The organism is Pseudodesulfovibrio hydrargyri (assembly GCF_001874525.1).
GTDB classification, from domain to species: domain Bacteria; phylum Desulfobacterota; class Desulfovibrionia; order Desulfovibrionales; family Desulfovibrionaceae; genus Pseudodesulfovibrio; species Pseudodesulfovibrio hydrargyri.
On sequence record NZ_LKAQ01000004.1, the window covers coordinates 973,763 to 989,780 of the forward strand.

A 16,018-nucleotide genomic window follows, 5' to 3' on the forward strand; every position below is an offset into this window, starting at 1 on the left:
GGCCTGCCGATTCTAACGGGCGTCAGAGCTCCATCCAATAATGATAATCCTCATTATTCCCAACTGCATCCCAATTTTCTAAAATTAATCTAGACTTACTCTAAATTTCATCGGCTTGCGCTTTCTGGCCGTCAAAACCCTGTCTGACGGACCGTTTCCGGTCCTTGCGCTCCCTGCGCCGGGCGACCAGGTCCCAGAGGATGGGCATGACCAGCAGGGTCATGGCCGTGGCCACGCACAGGCCGGTGACGAAGGTCGTGGCCATGGTACCCCAGACCACGGAGTAGTAGGGGATGCCCAGCGCCATGGGCAGCAGGCCCAGGGTGGTGGTCAGGGTGGTCAGCAGGATAGGCCGCAGGCGCACGCGCACGGCCTCGCGGATGGCGTCGGCGCGCTCATACCCCTTGGCGTACAGGCGGTTGATGAAATCGAGCAGGACCAGGGAGTCGTTGACCACGACCCCGGCCACGCCCACGGTGGCGATGAAGCTGTTGATGGTGAACAGGGAGCGGGTCAGGAAGGTCCCGAAGACCACGCCGATCAGGGCAAAGGCCACGGCGGACAGGATGATGGCGGGCTGGACGTAGGATTGGAACTGGCAAGCCAGGATGGTGTACATGACCAGCAGGGCGATGCAGAAGGCGTACATGAGCGAGGTGAAGGACCTTCCCGTGGATTCGTACTCGCCCGCAAAGCTGAGCGTCGCGCCGGGGTAGCCCCCCTGGATGGATCGGTAATGGGCCCGGACGTCGTGGACCACGCTCGGCGCGCTGACCGGCGCGCCCTCGCGGATGTTGGCGGTCAGGGTCACTGCCCGCTGTCCCTGGAAACGGTTAAGCTGGCCGGGCTCCCGGTAGGTGCGCACCTCGGCCAGGTCGCCCACGCGCACCGGGCCGGTGTCGTTCTGCAGGATCGGGATGTCCAGGGCGTCCTCCGGGGTGGACAGGAACCGCTTGTCGATCTTCATGCGCAGGTCGATGTCCTCGTCCGCCGCCCGGAACTTGCCCACGAACCGGCCGTCCAGGATGCCGCCAGCCAGGGAGACCACCTGGGCCGGGGTCAGGCCGTACTCGGCCACCAGGCTCGGGATGGGGATGAACCGGAAGACGCGGTTGTCCGTGCCCGTGTCCGTGGCCAGGTCCAAGAGGTACGGCGAGAGCTTCTTGTTGGCCCGTATCCAGTTGAAGACGTTGTCCTTCAGCGCCGTGACCGCGTCCTGGTCCGGGCCGAGCACGCGGATGTTCACGTCCTTGCCCGCCGGAGGGCCGCCCTGTTCGGGCCAGACGCGCAGTTTCCAGCCGTTTGAGGCAAAGGGCTCGAGTTTCTCCCGGATGACGTCCAGAAGGAGCTGAGGGTCGTTTTCCGGATTGTCCACAAAGTCCTGCTCACCCTGGCGGGGCAGCTCCACGATGACGATGGCCCGATTGGGGCCGAAGATATTCTCGTAGTCCTCGTTGATGTCCATGCCGCCCAGGCCGGAACACGCCTTGGTGGTCCCGGGCCCCAGCGCCAGCAGGGCCCTGGAGACCTCCTTGGCCCGTTCCGACGCCGTGTACACGTCCGTGCCCACCGGGCCTTCCATGGACACGTAGTAGAGGGTGTATTCGTCCGGAAAGAACTTGATGCGCAGCAGGGGCATGACCCCGGTGACCGAGACCCCGAGCATGAACAGGGCCATGAAGAAGGCCACGGCCACCAGTCCCAGGGTCTTCCAGCGGTGGCGCAGGGTCCTGCGCAGGACCGCGTCGGTCGCCCGTTTCAGCCAGTTCATGAAGCGCGGGTCCCGGGCCTGGAGGTGCTCGGCGGCCTGCCTGCCGAGCCTGTCCGCGCCGGGCCAGTCCAGGAAGTGCAGAGGCAGGATGGCCAGGCACTCGATCAGGGAGGCGATGATGGCAAAGGAAACGGCCTTGGGCACCAGGGCGAAGAACTCGCCCGTGGACCCGGTCATGATCAGCATGGGCATGAACGCGGCCACGGTGGTGGAGGTGGCCGCCACCACGGGCAGAAAGACCTCGCTGGCCCCGTCCACCACGGCCTCGCGCAGGGTCTTGCCCTCCTGGACGTGGCGGTAGATGTTCTCGACCACCACGATGGCGTCGTCCACGATGATGCCGCTGACCAGGACGAAGGAGAAGAGGGTGATCTCGTTGATGGAGTTGTCGGTCAGCCACATGATGATCATGGTCACCAGGAAGGAGAAAGGCACGCCCATGGTGGTCAGCATGGCGTTGCGGAACCCCATGACCAGCCAGATGCAGCCGCAGACCAGGACGATGCCCACCAGCAGGTTGGAGCCGAGCGTGTTGATGTTTTCGCGGATGTTGATGCGCTGGTCCTGGGTGACCACCGCCTGGACGCCCTCCTTGTCGAGCACGGGTTTGAAGTCGGCGACCACCTTTTCCACGGCGGCCCCGATGTCCAGGGAGTTGCCCTCGGGCGACTTGAGGACCTTGACCGACACGGCGTCCTTGCCGTTGACCGACGAGACCACGAACGGGTCGCGGTAGTCCATGCCCGCCGAGCTCAAAACGTCGCCCACGGTCACGAAGGAGCCGTCCAGGTCGCGCCGCACGATGGTCCGGGCGACCTCGTCGCGGGACCGGAACTTCTCGTCGACCACAATTACGTACTCGCCGGAATCGCTGATGAAATCGCCCGCCGGGACCGACACGTTGGCCCCCTGCAACGCCTGGCCCACCTGATCGAAGGTGACCCCGAAGCGCATCATCTTGACCGGGTCCAGGGCCACGTGGAACTCCCGGGTATACTCCCCGTTGATCTGGACCTCCTTGACCCCGGGGATGGACTGCAGGGGAATCTTGAGCTCGTCGGCCATAAGGCTCAGGGCGCGGTTGGAGCGGTCCCCGAGCAGGTTCACGGACAGGACCGGCAGCCACTCGGACACGCGGATGACCGTGAACTCCGGCGGGTCCATATCGTCGGGCAGGTCATTCTGGATGGACAACACCTTGAAACGCAGTTCGTCATACAACTTGTCGTAATCGGTGTCGTCCAGGAACTTGACCATGATGGAGCAGCGCTGGCGGAAAGAGCGGGAGCGGATGAACTCCACGTTTTCCAGATCCTCGAGCGCGTCCTCGATCTTGCGCGTGACCAGGGTCTCCACCTCGTCCGGGCTGGCCCCGGGCAGGAAGGCGGAGATGACCACCTTGCCCATGCGCACATCCGGATAGCGCTCCACGGGCAGCTCGAAGACGCAAAACACGCCCACCACCATGAGCAGGACGAACATGAGGTTGACGAAGACCTTCTGGCCCAGTGAGAACCGGATCAGGGCCTGGGTGGGCGAATCCTTGTGCATGGCTCGTCTCGCCGGGGGTTAGGGATTGAGCAGGAAGACGCCGCCGGGACGTACCTCCGGGCCGGACACCCGGCGCAGATCATCGCCCGCCGAGCCGAGCAGGACCACGCGGACGCGCCTGCCGTCCGGGGTCATCAGGAAATGCTCCTCGTACGCCTTGATCAGGGCCGAGGCGGGCACGACCACGGCCCCCCCGGGATCGGGCAGGACCACCTCCAGCTCGGTGCGGATGCCGCCCCGGAACGCGAAGTCGCCCTCGGTGATCTCCAGGTCCACGTTGATCTTGCGCGTGACCGGGTCGAAACCGGGCGAGACGCGGGCCACGCGGGCCCGGACCGTGCCGCCCAGGTCGGTCAGGCGCAGGGTCACGGCGTCGCCCATGTCCTTGAGGGCGCGATACTCCTCGCTGGTCAGGGCAAAGGGCACGAGCAGGACGTCGTAACGCCCGAGCTCGGCCACGGTCTCGCCCTTGGTCACCCACTCGCCGGGCTCGATGTCCCGGGCCACGACCTTCCAGCCCGGAGGGCCGACCAGCGAGAACCGTTTCAACCGCTCCAAAAGGACCTGTTCCTCCACCTGCTTGGCGCGCAGCTGTTGCAGGGCGGCCTGATGGGCGCGGACGTTGGAATCCAGGGTGGACTGGGGCGCGGTGTCGGTCTGGACCAGCGCCTGGTAGCGGTCCATCTCCTTCTTGTTGTAGTCCAGATCACTCTGAAGGCGTTGCTGATCCGCGCGGTTGGCGGCCAGATCGAGCTTGATGAAGGTGGTGTCCAATTCGGCGAACAGCCCGTCGCGCCCCAGTGCGTCCCCCACGTCGGCCAGGACCTTGACCACCCGGCCGGACTCCTCGGACACCAGGCTCATGGCGTTGCGCGCACGGGTGAAGCCGGTCAGGGAGGACTGCCGGTCGGCGGTCCGGGCCGTGAAGGTCTCGCTGGAGACCGGCCTGGCCGGGACCGGGGTGGGCACCTCGGCCTGGGCCGCTTCGGCCAGAGCGCTGCCCGGCACCGGGGCCTTGGTCTCGCCCGCCTCGCCGAGCCGGTCGTCGCAGCCAAAGAGCGGCAGGGCCGCCAGCAGGGCCAGGGGGACGAAAAATATACCTATCCGTTTCATGAACCGCCGCCTTTATCTTTCCGACCGAGGTTGTTGGTTGTCTTGTCCGGGCCGCAGGCCGAACCCGATGATCCGGTCCAGCAGGACATCGAGGTCCGCACCGTTGCTCAGGGCCGCCATCTGCCCGGTGGCAATGAGGTGGACCAACCCGTGGAGCTGGCCCCACAGGGCGAAGACCAGGGCGTCCGGCTCCACGTCGCCGAACCGGCCCGTTGCCGCGCACTCGACCACCAGGTCCCGGAACATGCCGTAGGAGCGCAGCGAGCTGGCCGCCCATTCGCCGTCCAGGTCCACTTGTCCGCAACTGGTGCTGAACATGAGGTGGTAGTGGTCCGGCTCGGACAGGGCGAAGCCGATGTACTCGCGCGCGCCGGCGCGCAGCCGGTCGAGCGGGTCCGGGAAACGTCGCCGGGTCCGCTTCTGGCGTTCCACGAAGCGGGCGAACCCCTCCTCGCGCAGGGCGGACAGGATCTCCCTCTTGTTCCGGAAATAGCGATAGAGCGCGGCCGGGCTGTACTCGATGCGCGAGGCGATGCGCCGCAGCGAGACGTTGTCGAACCCTTCCTTGACAAAGAGCTGCCTGGCCGCGTCCAGAATGCGCCGCCGCATCTTTTCCCTGTCCTGTTCCCGCCGGTCTTTCGTGGTCATGCCCGCCTCTAGCAAACTCCGTTCATCGTGTAAACACTGTTCACGCAATTGTGCGGAAGGTCATCCGAAAAACTCGCTTTGCCCGATTTCCAGGGGCCATCCAGGCACATATGGTGTGCGCTCTTCATGGCTCACGGCCAAGGAACGCATATTCGTAGCCTTGAAGCGAAGCCGGTCAGCCCATAGCCTTAATGCGGGTGGTCAGCCGGCCGCATACAAAGATATAGCTCGCTATCGGCTGTAGCTAACCGGCATATATATTGTGTTATTTCCGATCAGGATCTGAGCACGTCTAGAATTTCGATGTTGGCGGCCTGCCAGGCGGGGTAGGCGCCGGCGATGACGCCGAGGAGGCAGGAGCCGAGCAGGGTGACAACCAGGCTGGCCGGGTCGATGATGATCGGCAGCTTGGCCACGGTACAGCCCACCACGACCAGGATCACGGTCACGGCCACGCCCAGCCCGCCGCCCACCGCGGCCATGAGCCCGGACTCGAACAGGAACTGGCGGACGATGTCGCGCCTGCGGCCGCCCACGGCCCGGCGCACCCCGATCTCCACCCGGCGTGAGCGGACCACCAGGATCATGATGGACAGGATGCCCATGCCGCCCACGGCGAACGAAATGGTCGAGGTGATGCCGCCCAGCGTGGTCATCAGGTCCAGGGCCTGGCGTTGCAGCTTGATGGCGTCGGCCGCGGACATGGCGCTGAAGTCGTCGTCCTCTCCCGGATCGATCTTGTGCCGCTCGCGCATGACCGCGTTCACGGCCCCGTTGACCGAGGCCAGCCCGGCGTCCTTGGCCAACCGCAGGTAGACCCCGGATATCCAGCGCTGGTTCGCGGCCCGGCGCATGTAGGTGGTGATGGGCATGAGCAGGACCTCGTCCTGGTCCGTGCCGGACACGTCGCGCCCCTTTTCCTCCATGACCCCGAGAACCCTGAAGCTGGCCCGGAACATGTAGATGTCCCGGCCCACGGCCTGCTCGGGCCTGCCGAACAGCCGCTCGGCGATCTTGCGCCCGAGCACGCAGACCTTGGCCCGGTCCTCGACCTCGTTCCAGGTGAAGAAACGGCCCTGTTCCGGGCGGAAACTGCGGATTTCCTGGTAGCTGGGCCAGCAGGCCATGATCTGGGCGTCGACCGCGTTGCCGTTGCCGCGCACGGCCATGGTCGCGGTGACGAAGGGCGAGCCCTCCAGGACCGAAGGCACGGAGTCGATCAGGGCCTGGGCGTCGGCCAGGACAAAGGTGCGCGAACTGCCGGTCATGCGCAGGGTCCCGCCGCGTGTGAAGCGCACGGACCCGGCCAGGACCGCGTAGAGGTTGGGCCCGAGCTTCTCGGTCTCCAGCTCGGCCTGGCGGACCATGATCTTGGACACGTGCTGCACCCCGGTGAAGGCCAGCGCGCCCAGGAAAACCCCGAGCATGGCCAGCACGGCCCGCAGCTTGTGGGCTGAGAGCGACGAGACGGCTATGGTCAGGTTCAGGGGCAGCATGCCGGTTCCCCGCTACTCGTACCGGTCACGGTTCCAGGCCGTGTTGCCGTTGAAGATGTGCTGCCACAGCCGTTCGAAGGCGTGGCCCGTGTTGCCCTGGTCATGGGGGTCGGCCTCGGTCAACCGCAGACAGAACTCGTAGAAGGCCTTGGGCCGGGTGCGGATGCGCTCGCCGGTCACGCAGAAATTGCCCGTGGGCGCGCGACAGACGATCTCGCGCGGCATGGGCGCGTCGAACAGAAGCTCGAATATCTCGCCCACCGGGATGTCCCGGCCCCAACCGGCCCAGCGCCCCTCGTTCTCGGGCTTGCGCAGGTCATGCGGGCGGCCCAGCCGGTCGCTTTTGAGCTTGAACCAGGCAAGCCCCTTGAAGGGCATGCCGCGATCCGCAACGTCTTCAAGCTGTTTCCGCAAGGTCTCGACCGTGGCCCGGCCGCGATCATCGATATGATCAAAGGGGTCGCCCTGCAGGAAGACGTTCAGAGGGGAGAGGACGTCGTACTCGTTGACGATGTGGGTGAAATAGGTGTGCGCCTCGCGCCCGATGTTCGGCAGCGGGCGGGTGCCCGGGCCTCCGTCGCCGCCCTTGTCGTAGACCACGTGATCACACCCGAGGGCCTCGGCCCAGGACACGTCCTCGCGGTATCTGGCAATGATCACCCGGATGTCTTCACGCACGATCACGCTCCCTGCGTCGGCTATCCTTCCGCAACCTTCTCCAAGACCATGGCCCGGACATAGGTGGGCTGCTCGTCCGAGGAGCGTCCGCCCGAACCGTATCCCACCCCGAGGAGGGTGCCCATGGGCAGGGAACCGAAGCGGTCCGCAACCGTCCGCAAGATAGCCAGGCCCGTGGGCGTGGCCCGCTCCATGGAGCAGTCGGAGCCAAAGGTGGTCAACCCCTTGGCCAGTTCCGCGCAAGCAGGGGCCGGGACTGGCATTCTGCCGTGGGCGCAGTCCACGAAGCCCGACCCCAGATCGACCGGGCTGCAGACCGTTTCCTCGGCCTCCAGGGCGTCCAGGAGGAGCATGGAACCGCAAATGTCCGCAAGGGTGTCCACAGCGCCGATCTCATGAAAGTGGACCTGCTCCAGATCCACGCCGTGGACCTTGGCTTCGGCCTCGCCGAGCAGGCGCAAGGCCCGTATGGACCGTTCCCCGGCCCGGCCGCCCAAGCCGCTCCGTTCGATGATCCGGCACAGGTCCGCATAGTGGCGCAGGGGTTGTTCCCTGGTCTGGAGTACGTCCACGTGCCTGGTGCGTAAGCCCGCGATGCGCTTTTCCGTCCACTTGAGCCCGAAGCCGTCCAGGCCGAGCCCGCTCAGCTCCTTTTCCAAAAAATCGAACCCGCTGCCGGGGCCGAGCCACTCCTCCAAGGCGTGGCTCAGGGCCGCAAGAAGCATGTCGCCGCTCACGCCCGTGGAACAATCGAGGTAGACCGTGCTCATGAATTCCTATCCGTCCTGTCCGCCTGCGGCCTCGGTGCCGCCCCACCGCCTGTTGCGGCTGCTGAGGTGGTCAAAGATCGAGGTCTCCTGATCGGGCATCTTGCCGACGCAGCGGGCCGTCGCGTGCCCGCCGGTGCGCAACGCGCGGTACGGGGCGATCTTGGCGCGGCCTGTCTCGATGAAGGTCTGCCCGAGCTGCCGGTTTTCAATTTTCCGCGTGAGATTTGTCCGGCTCCGGAGTCATCCGGAAGTCGGTCCAGGCTCATTCAACCCACTCCTTGAAAGTGCATGATTGGAGCCCGATCTTGATTGCCAGCGCCACGATCTTATCACGATTTTCCGCTATGATTTCTGAATACTGCGGAAGATACTCCACGGTTGCCATCAGATTATCAGGCCGGACGCGGACCGTGTCCAGGCCGAGCGAATGCAGATAATTTTCCAGGACTTCGACCCGATGCAGATCCTCGGCGGACAGTTCGACGCCAAGGGGTATGCGGGTGGCCAGGCAGCTTTCCGACGGGGTCTCCCAGTTGGGCAGCCCGGCGTCAAAGGCCAGGGCACGGATGTGCGACTTGCCCAGGCCGAGATCGGCCAAGGGGGAGAAGACCTTGAATTCGCGCACGGCCTTGAGGCCGGGACGGTCCGACGGGTCGTCCGCGTTGGTCCCGTCCAGAAGCAGGCACTCGTCGCCAAGTTCTTCCTTTATGGCCCTGAAAACCAAGCACTTACAGTGGTAGCACCGGTCTATCTGGTTGCGCCGGACCTCGGGCACGGACAGGGCCGAGACCTTGAGGATGCGGTGTTCGATGCCTATGCGTTCGGCCACTTCCATGGCCCGCTCCCTGTCCCGCGCCGGGGTCAGTTCGCTGACCAGGGTACAGGCCACGGCCCGGGAACCGAGGGCGAGTTTGGCCGCGGCGGCCACCAGCCCGCTGTCGACCCCGCCGGACAGGGCCACAGCCACGCAACCGGCGTCGCTCGATCGCTCGGCGATATGTGTTGCAAGTTGTTCAATGCTCATTCTTGTATAATAGCCCAGCCGACACTGCGGTTCAACTCCTTTCGGGCTTGTCGCGCCCGATGAGGTCGATGCGCCGCCAGGGCCCCCTGGTGAACCGGTAGGTAAAGGTCGAAGCCAGGATCATCACGTAGACGAGCAGAAATATCCACGGACCGTGGATGCTGGTCACGCTCAGCCCGTTGAGCACCAGCAGGGGGATGACGATGCAGACGATGGAGGAGGCGCCCATGACGGCCATGATGAACCGGGTGTCGCCCGCGCCCTTGAGCCCGCCCATGTATACGATGGCAACGGCGTCCAGCAGGGTGAAGACCGAACAGTAACGCATGAGCACTTCGCCCATGATCAAAACCGCGTCGAAGTCGGCCCCGGCCGCGTCCCGGGGCCGGAACAGGTTGAGCAGGAACTCGGGCATGAACCAGAAGACCACCGCCATGACCCCCATGTAGGCCAGGGCCAGATGCAGGACCGAATGGGTGGAGAAAGCGGCCCGGTTCGGATTGTTGTCGCCCATGGCCAGGCCGACCATGATGCTTGCCGCCACGTGCATGCCGATGGTCGGCAGGAAGGCCAGGTTGTAGATGGAGAAGACCGCGCTGGTGGAGGCCAGCTCCACCGGTCCGAACCTGCCGACGATAAAGACGAAAAAGGAGATGGCGAACATGTCCAGGAAGAACTGGACCCCGCCCGGCAAACCGAAATGAAGGAACCGGCCGAACAGCTCACGGTCGAACCGCCATGCGGTCCGGACCTTGTAAACGGCTTCGTTCTTTTTGGTGAAGATGAGCAGTCCGTAGACGATCACAGGAACGATGAACCCGATGACGGTGGCCAGACCGGCCCCGGCAATGCCCATCTCCGGGAACGGGCCAATACCGTTGATCAGGCAGTAGTCCAGCGGCACGTTGATGAAGATCGAACCCATGCTGATGAGCATGACCGGTTTGGTCAGCCCGCGCCCGGCAAAGAAGTTGGACAGGCACAGGCCGAGCAGGCAGGGCAGGCTGCCCACAGTGAGAATCTGGAAGTAAATAACCTCGAGCCGCTGGATGGCCGGGGGATGTCCACCCAGCCGGAACATGGGTTCGGCGAGAAACAGCAGGGCGGCCAGGAACAGCCCTGACGGGACGCAGAACCAGATGCCCTGCCACAGGGCGCGCCCTACATCGGCCGGACGGCACGCGCCCGTGTACTGGGCGATGAACACGTTGACGTATTCGGACACGCCCATGAAAAAGGAAAGGAACAGGAAGGACATGACGTTCGCCGGCAGCGAGGCGGCCAAAGCCTCCAGCGAATAGTTGCCCAGAAAGATGCGGTCCGTGAAAGTCATGACCGTATTGGAGATCATGCTGACGACCAGCGGAAACCCTATGTTCAGAGCCTCCTTGTACCCGCCCTGCGCATGCCACCGTTTGACCATATTCATTGCTTCACCTTGCGTCCTGCGATACCGCCCGGAAATCAGAGCCTGACCGCCCATGGCAACCTATCCCGGAGCGGCTCCACGGTAAAGCGGAATCATTTCATTTCACCATCTTGAAAAACAACGCACAGCATGCTATATAAAAGACTATAGCAACCTGAAATAGTACCGGAAATATGGATTTCAAAACAGACTACCTCTTTTTCGCGGACATGGCCCGGTTCAACCGCCTCTATGCAAAGGGATTGTCCAAGCGGCTTTCCTCATACGGTGTTCGGCCCGGCTACCTTGAGATTCTGTTCCGCCTGTGGGAGCAGGACGGCATTACCCAGAAATCCCTGCACAAGGGCATTGACGTGGAGCAGGCCACTTTATCCAACACGCTCAAGCGCATGGAGCGCGACGGCTTGCTGCTGCGCCAACGCAACCCCAAGGACCGCAGGCAATCCCTTATTGTGCTGACAGATACAGGCGCTGGCCTGCGCAAACTCGTGCAAACGGCCATCGATGACCTGCAATCCGCGGTCAACGCCCGCTTGAGCGTCACCGACCGGCGCTATTTCCGCCGAATCCTGAAGCAGATGAATGAACACCTCTTTGCCGACCAGGACGACGCCACCCTTGTACTGCTCGACGAAGTGGATGAAACGGAACCGGTGCCCTTGATGCTTACGGATGAGATCGAGAGATGACGCGGAACTGATCCACAAGAAACCACAAATGGGATTGCGGTGTTTATTTCCATGAACGACAGGCATTGCAGACCTCTTCTGACACAATCTTCCCCACAACACCGCATGCATCCCTAAAATTTTTGCCTTGGCACTTATCCCCTTTGCTGGGAATTAATATTTACTCATTAACTTCCTTATTTCACCTGATATTTACGATTTGGTTGACTTTCCCTCTATTGACGGTCCGGTTTTCCACATGCTAACGCTTCGCCTCTCGCAATCGGCCGGAAAAGTCCGGTTTGTGTATTTTTTCGATTATTTTTTGTTGCGAAATCTGATATGTCATCCCTAATTAACAACAACGTCCCGTAATCCTTTTCCATAGGACTTTTTCTGGAATTTTTCTAGACAATGTAGGACAACGTTGTACTTTGTTGACAATCTTTGACACCTTATGTCAAAGAATGAACATCATAGGTCAGATTGCGACATTATGGACAACTCAGATGCACCCAAGCCGCCGACCCTGCTTACCGTGCGGGAAGTTGCGGACTATTTACGGGTACACCAGAGGACGGCCTACAGGCTGATTACCAACGGCACCATCAGGGCCATCAAGATCGGGAGCCAATGGCGCGTGCCCGAGCAGGCCTTGATGGAATTTATAGAGAGTGGAATGAAGGCCTCGGCCCCTACGGGCAAGAGAAAGGCCGAGCCGGATCAATTCAAACTCCCACTGGACTAAGGAGAGCGGCATGTCCAAAAGAATGGTTGGCGGTTATGACGGGGGCGACCCTATCCTGAACGTTACCCTGCCCAATGATTTCGGCCAGGACCTCGAGGTCACCGGCAAGCTCATTGGCGAAGAAATGTATTTCGATGACGGTACCGGCATGCTGACCATGGAAAAGCTGTACCGGGACGAGGACGGCAAGCTCGCCTACGGCATCATCTCCGCCATCGGCCACGCCCGTGAGCGCCGCGCCTACAGCGTGGAGGAGCGCGAGGACAGCTGCATAGTCACCAACGGCAGCCTCAGCCTCGAATTCAATTACGACGAGCTCTTCGAACTCCTGGCCGTGGCCCTGGAATCCGAAAAGGAATCCACCGCCAGCCAGGTCAGCGAACAAGTCCGCCGCAAACTCGCCGTGAACGAATAGATTTTTCTGAAAGCGCAATAAAAAAGGGGCCTTTTGGTCCCCTTTTTATTGCGCTTTCAGTGCTTCCGGCGACCGGGGCGCTGCCCCGGGCCCCGCTTAAGAGCCTTTTAGCGCCGCTTCGCGGTGTGCGTGCGAACGCGGCTAGTCCTGCTTTTTCTCGATTGGTCGCACCCCAACCATCTCTGCGGGAGCCCCCCCCAACTACTTCAGATATTCGTGCTGGCCGGTGGCTTCCATTACCGAGGACCACCAGTCGGAGTTGATGTTGATACGTCGGCGTTCGGTGGCCACGAGATCCAGGGGCAGGTGGACCATGCTCGACTTGAGGCGCGACACGACCATACCGGTCTTGCCCGCCATGGCCGCGTGCACGGCGTTCTGGCCCAGGAACCCGCAGTAGACCCGATCGCCCGCATTGGCCGGAACAGACCGGATCAAGTAGCTGGGATCGATGAACTTGATGTTGATCTCAAAATCCTTGGCCTGCGCGTAATCTTCAAGCTGGCTGACAATGAGGCCGCAAATATCGCCGAGTTTGGGGTTGCCGGAGGGGTCCCGTTCGATCTCGGTGCCGAGCAGGTCCTGGCCGGCGCCTTCGGCGCAGACAATGATGGCATGCTTGCGTGCCTTGAGCCGATTTTCCACGGCTTCGAGCAGGCCGCCTTCTCCGGCCAGGCTGAAGGGCTGTTCCGGGACCAGGAGGAAATTGACCTCCTGCATGGCCAGCGTGGCCTGGGCCGCTATGAAGCCCGCCTCCCGGCCCATGAGCTTGACCAGTCCCACGCCCATATCCACACCCGTGGCCTCCACATGGGCGCACTGGATGGCCTCGGCCGCCTTTTCCACGGCGGTGTCGAAGCCAAAGGATCGGGTGATGAAGTTGATGTCGTTATCGATTGTTTTGGGGATGCCGATAATGGCGATGTTGCGCTTGCGGGCCGAGACCTCGTTGACGATGGACTTGGCCGCGCGCATGGCCCCGTCGCCACCGATGACGAAGAGCACGTTGATGTTCAGCCGTTCAAGGGAATCGACAATTTCCACGGAGTCTTGCAGGCCGCGCGATGAGCCGAGAATGGTCCCGCCGAACTGATGGATGTGCGAGACGGTATCCGGGGTGAGCTCCTTGATGTCGTAGCCGTACTCCGGAATGAAGCCGCGCAGCCCGTTGGTGATCCCGAGCACGTGTCGCACGCCGTAGTGGTAGTGAGCCTCGTGCACGATGGCTCGGATGACGTCGTTGATGCCCGGGCAGATGCCGCCGCAGGTGACGATGGCGCACCTTGCCTTGGAAGTGTCGAAATAGACGCGCTCGCGCGGCCCGGCCTTTTCAAAGTCCTTTTGCAGGACATCGGCATTCAGTTCGGTCAGCTCGCCGGACGTGAGCATGAGGGTGGTGGGGCTCGATTCATCCACGAACCGCGCGCCCTTGAGCGGCGAATGTATCTTCGGCTGGCCGAGATTCGGAATTTTAGTAACAAAATCGAAATGTTTCATCGTATGTCACTCCGTATTTCGCCTTAAAGGACCGGTGGTCATTCCTGCCAGAAGGTCACCTGGGGCTCCGGCAGTTCGTTGACGGTTTCCTCAAGATCATCAGGGGTTGCCGTGGCCGCGCCCACCTGGGCCACGACCACGCCGGCCGCGTAGTTGGCCAATGTACAGGCGGTCAGCAGGTCCATACCCGCGGCCAGAGCCAGGGCGGTGGTGGCGATGACCGTATCGCCCGCGCCCGTGACGTCGAAGACCTTGCGCGCAAAGGTCGGGATATGCCGGATGGAATCCTGGCCTTCGAACAACGCCATGCCGTCGGGTCCGAGAGTGATGAGCAGGTTGCGGCAGCCCAGCCGCCGGAAGATGGCCCGGCCCGCCTCGATGATGGATTCGCGGTCGGACACCGGCAGGTTCGCGCCCTCGCTGGCTTCCTTGGTGTTGGGCGTGAGCAGATCCACGCCCTGGTAGAGGTCGTAGTTCACGGTCTTGGGGTCGACCAGGACCAACGGCGGGGTGGAGCGTCCCTGGACCATGGGCATGAAGCGGTCCATGAACTCCCTGGAAATGAATCCCTTGCCGTAGTCGGACAGGATGATCACCGGATAATCAGGCAGGTTTTCTTCAAGGATGACGAAAAGGGTGTCCATCTCGGCGGGGGAGAGGGGCCCGACGCGCTCCTGGTCCACGCGCACCACCTGCTGGTTGTGGGCGATGATCCGGGTCTTGACCGTTGTCGGGCGGTCGCCGTCCTGGATAAGCCGGGTGCTCAGCCCCGCCTGCCCGCAGAGATCCTCAAGGACCTCGCCGTTACGGTCCGTGCCCACGGCCCCGATGAGTAGCGGCTTGCCGCCCAGGTCCGCAATGTTTCGGGCCACGTTGCCCGCTCCGCCCAGGAGGTAGGATTCGTCCTTGACCTGGACCACCGGTACCGGCGCCTCGGGCGAGATGCGCTCCACGCCGCCGATCAGATAGTGATCCAGCATGAGATCGCCGATGATCATGACCTTATGCCCCTTGAGGGCTTTTACGGCATCCAGAATCATTTCATGTGACATATCGTAAACAGCCAATGTTTTTCCACTGTTGGTTCAAGTGTTTTATCAGATCATCATCGCGCGGGACGGCCGGTCGTTCTTCGCTGCGCGGCCGTGGCGTGATTGTTCATTATCATTTCATGCTCACGATCGACCGCTTTGAACGGCCGACGAGGCCTCGCTGCACTATGAGAACTGTACGCCGAACTTCTCCGCAACAGACCGCAAATCATCTTCAGCGGCGTAACTTACCGTCAATTTACCCTTTTCCGGTGATCCGGAGATTTTAACCGTAAGTCCCAACATATCGGAAAGCTCACCCTGGAGGGATTCGAGACGGGGATCGAGCGGCTTGGGCTCGGACTTGGTCGAGCGCGAGGGAGAGGCGGTCCCGATTTCGTCCGCTCCCGGAAGCCTGCCGTTCTGCTTGTAAAAGGAGGCCTGGGCCTCGGCCTGGCGCACGGTCAATCCGTTCTCCGCGATACGGCGGTGCAGCTCGGCCTGAGGCTCGGCGTCAAGCACGGCCATAATAGCCCGGCCGTGCCCGGCGGACAAGACGTTCTGCTGGATGGCCGTCTGCACAGGCTCGGGCAGGTTGAGCAGACGCAGGGAATTGGCCACGGCCGACCGACTCTTGCCCACCTGGCGGGCCAGTTCCTCCTGGCTCAAGCCGAATTCCTGCTGCAGTCGCTGGTAGCCGAGCGCCTCTTCCACGGCGTTCAGGTCCTCGCGCTGCAGGTTTTCGATGAGCGCGATGGCCAGGCTCTCCTGGTCGGTCATGTTCCGTATCAGTGAGGGAATTTCAGTCAGCCCGGCCTTCTTGGAAGCGCGCAGCCTGCGTTCACCGGCCACCAGTTCGTATTCGCCGCCCCCCAGCGGGCGGACCAGGACGGGCTGGAGCACGCCCCGGGTCTCGATGGAGGCGGCCAGATCGTTCAGGGCCTCCTCTGAGAACTCGCGCCGAGGCTGGTGCGGGTTGGGAGAGATGGCCCCAACCGGGATCAGGCGCACCTCGGCGGCATCGGCTGTGACCTTCTCGTCCTCGCGCACGCCGCCCAGCAACGCATCCAATCCACGGCCCAAACCCCTGTTAGTCGATGTCATCTATCGCTCCTGTCTCGCTTGTAATTCATTCCTTGCCCAAAAAGGGTAGAGTGCCTATAACGCCCCGAAGATAAC

14 protein-coding genes are annotated in these 16,018 nt (G+C 62.6%); 3 read left to right on the top strand and 11 right to left on the bottom strand.

The genetic code is table 11. The features are described 5' to 3' along the window. Window positions 1-100 precede the first annotated feature (100 nt). The 8 genes from BerOc1_RS08920 to BerOc1_RS08955 all read right to left on the bottom strand — a co-directional run bounded on the left by BerOc1_RS08920 (window position 101) and on the right by BerOc1_RS08955 (window position 10,480). Window positions 101-3,322 (bottom strand): efflux RND transporter permease subunit, encoded by a 3,222-nt coding sequence (locus BerOc1_RS08920; protein ID WP_071545364.1) that lies wholly within the window; start codon window positions 3,320-3,322, stop codon window positions 101-103. 18 nt (window positions 3,323-3,340) lie between these two features. After that, the gene (locus BerOc1_RS08925; protein ID WP_071545365.1) at window positions 3,341-4,435 is read right to left on the bottom strand and encodes an efflux RND transporter periplasmic adaptor subunit; all 1,095 of its coding nucleotides are present in this window, start codon (window positions 4,433-4,435) and stop codon (window positions 3,341-3,343) included. Between the two features lie 12 nt (window positions 4,436-4,447). Beyond that, the gene (locus BerOc1_RS08930; RefSeq protein WP_071545366.1) at window positions 4,448-5,083 is read right to left on the bottom strand and encodes a TetR/AcrR family transcriptional regulator; all 636 of its coding nucleotides are present in this window, start codon (window positions 5,081-5,083) and stop codon (window positions 4,448-4,450) included. Window positions 5,084-5,358: 275 nt separating this feature from the next. Next, window positions 5,359-6,579 (bottom strand): ABC transporter permease, encoded by a 1,221-nt coding sequence (locus tag BerOc1_RS08935; protein ID WP_071545367.1) that lies wholly within the window; start codon window positions 6,577-6,579, stop codon window positions 5,359-5,361. A 12-nt stretch (window positions 6,580-6,591) separates the two neighbouring features. Continuing rightward, window positions 6,592-7,257: a DUF3431 domain-containing protein gene (locus BerOc1_RS08940; protein ID WP_071547062.1), complete on the bottom strand. Its 666-nt coding sequence runs from the start codon at window positions 7,255-7,257 to the stop codon at window positions 6,592-6,594. Window positions 7,258-7,277: 20 nt separating this feature from the next. Further along, window positions 7,278-8,027: a nickel pincer cofactor biosynthesis protein LarC gene (gene larC, locus BerOc1_RS08945; protein WP_071545368.1), complete on the bottom strand. Its 750-nt coding sequence runs from the start codon at window positions 8,025-8,027 to the stop codon at window positions 7,278-7,280. A gap of 262 nt (window positions 8,028-8,289) precedes the next feature. Beyond that, complete coding sequence (gene larE / locus BerOc1_RS08950) at window positions 8,290-9,051, bottom strand: ATP-dependent sacrificial sulfur transferase LarE (protein ID WP_071545369.1); 762 nt, start codon at window positions 9,049-9,051, stop codon at window positions 8,290-8,292. 31 nt (window positions 9,052-9,082) lie between these two features. Next, on the bottom strand, window positions 9,083-10,480 hold the full coding sequence (locus BerOc1_RS08955) for an MATE family efflux transporter (RefSeq protein WP_084641295.1): 1,398 nt from the start codon (window positions 10,478-10,480) through the stop codon (window positions 9,083-9,085). A gap of 173 nt (window positions 10,481-10,653) precedes the next feature. On the opposite strand from BerOc1_RS08955, the gene BerOc1_RS08960 reads away from it, so the two are divergent. The 3 genes from BerOc1_RS08960 to BerOc1_RS08970 all read left to right on the top strand — a co-directional run bounded on the left by BerOc1_RS08960 (window position 10,654) and on the right by BerOc1_RS08970 (window position 12,311). Continuing rightward, window positions 10,654-11,169 (top strand): MarR family winged helix-turn-helix transcriptional regulator, encoded by a 516-nt coding sequence (locus BerOc1_RS08960; protein ID WP_071545370.1) that lies wholly within the window; start codon window positions 10,654-10,656, stop codon window positions 11,167-11,169. Between the two features lie 475 nt (window positions 11,170-11,644). Next, complete coding sequence (locus BerOc1_RS08965) at window positions 11,645-11,896, top strand: helix-turn-helix domain-containing protein (RefSeq protein ID WP_071545371.1); 252 nt, start codon at window positions 11,645-11,647, stop codon at window positions 11,894-11,896. A gap of 10 nt (window positions 11,897-11,906) precedes the next feature. Continuing rightward, window positions 11,907-12,311 (top strand): hypothetical protein, encoded by a 405-nt coding sequence (locus BerOc1_RS08970; protein WP_071545372.1) that lies wholly within the window; start codon window positions 11,907-11,909, stop codon window positions 12,309-12,311. Window positions 12,312-12,512: 201 nt separating this feature from the next. Here the strand turns inward: BerOc1_RS08970 and BerOc1_RS08975 are convergent, their stop codons facing one another. From BerOc1_RS08975 to BerOc1_RS08985, 3 genes are all read right to left on the bottom strand, one after another. Next, window positions 12,513-13,808 carry an ATP-dependent 6-phosphofructokinase gene (locus BerOc1_RS08975; protein ID WP_071545373.1) on the bottom strand — a complete coding sequence of 432 codons (1,296 nt, stop codon included), beginning with the start codon at window positions 13,806-13,808 and terminating at the stop codon, window positions 12,513-12,515. Between the two features lie 38 nt (window positions 13,809-13,846). Then, window positions 13,847-14,860 (bottom strand): D-glycero-beta-D-manno-heptose-7-phosphate kinase, encoded by a 1,014-nt coding sequence (rfaE1, locus tag BerOc1_RS08980; RefSeq protein ID WP_071545374.1) that lies wholly within the window; start codon window positions 14,858-14,860, stop codon window positions 13,847-13,849. A 165-nt stretch (window positions 14,861-15,025) separates the two neighbouring features. Beyond that, the gene (locus tag BerOc1_RS08985; RefSeq protein WP_071545375.1) at window positions 15,026-15,943 is read right to left on the bottom strand and encodes a ParB/RepB/Spo0J family partition protein; all 918 of its coding nucleotides are present in this window, start codon (window positions 15,941-15,943) and stop codon (window positions 15,026-15,028) included. Window positions 15,944-16,018 lie beyond the last annotated feature (75 nt).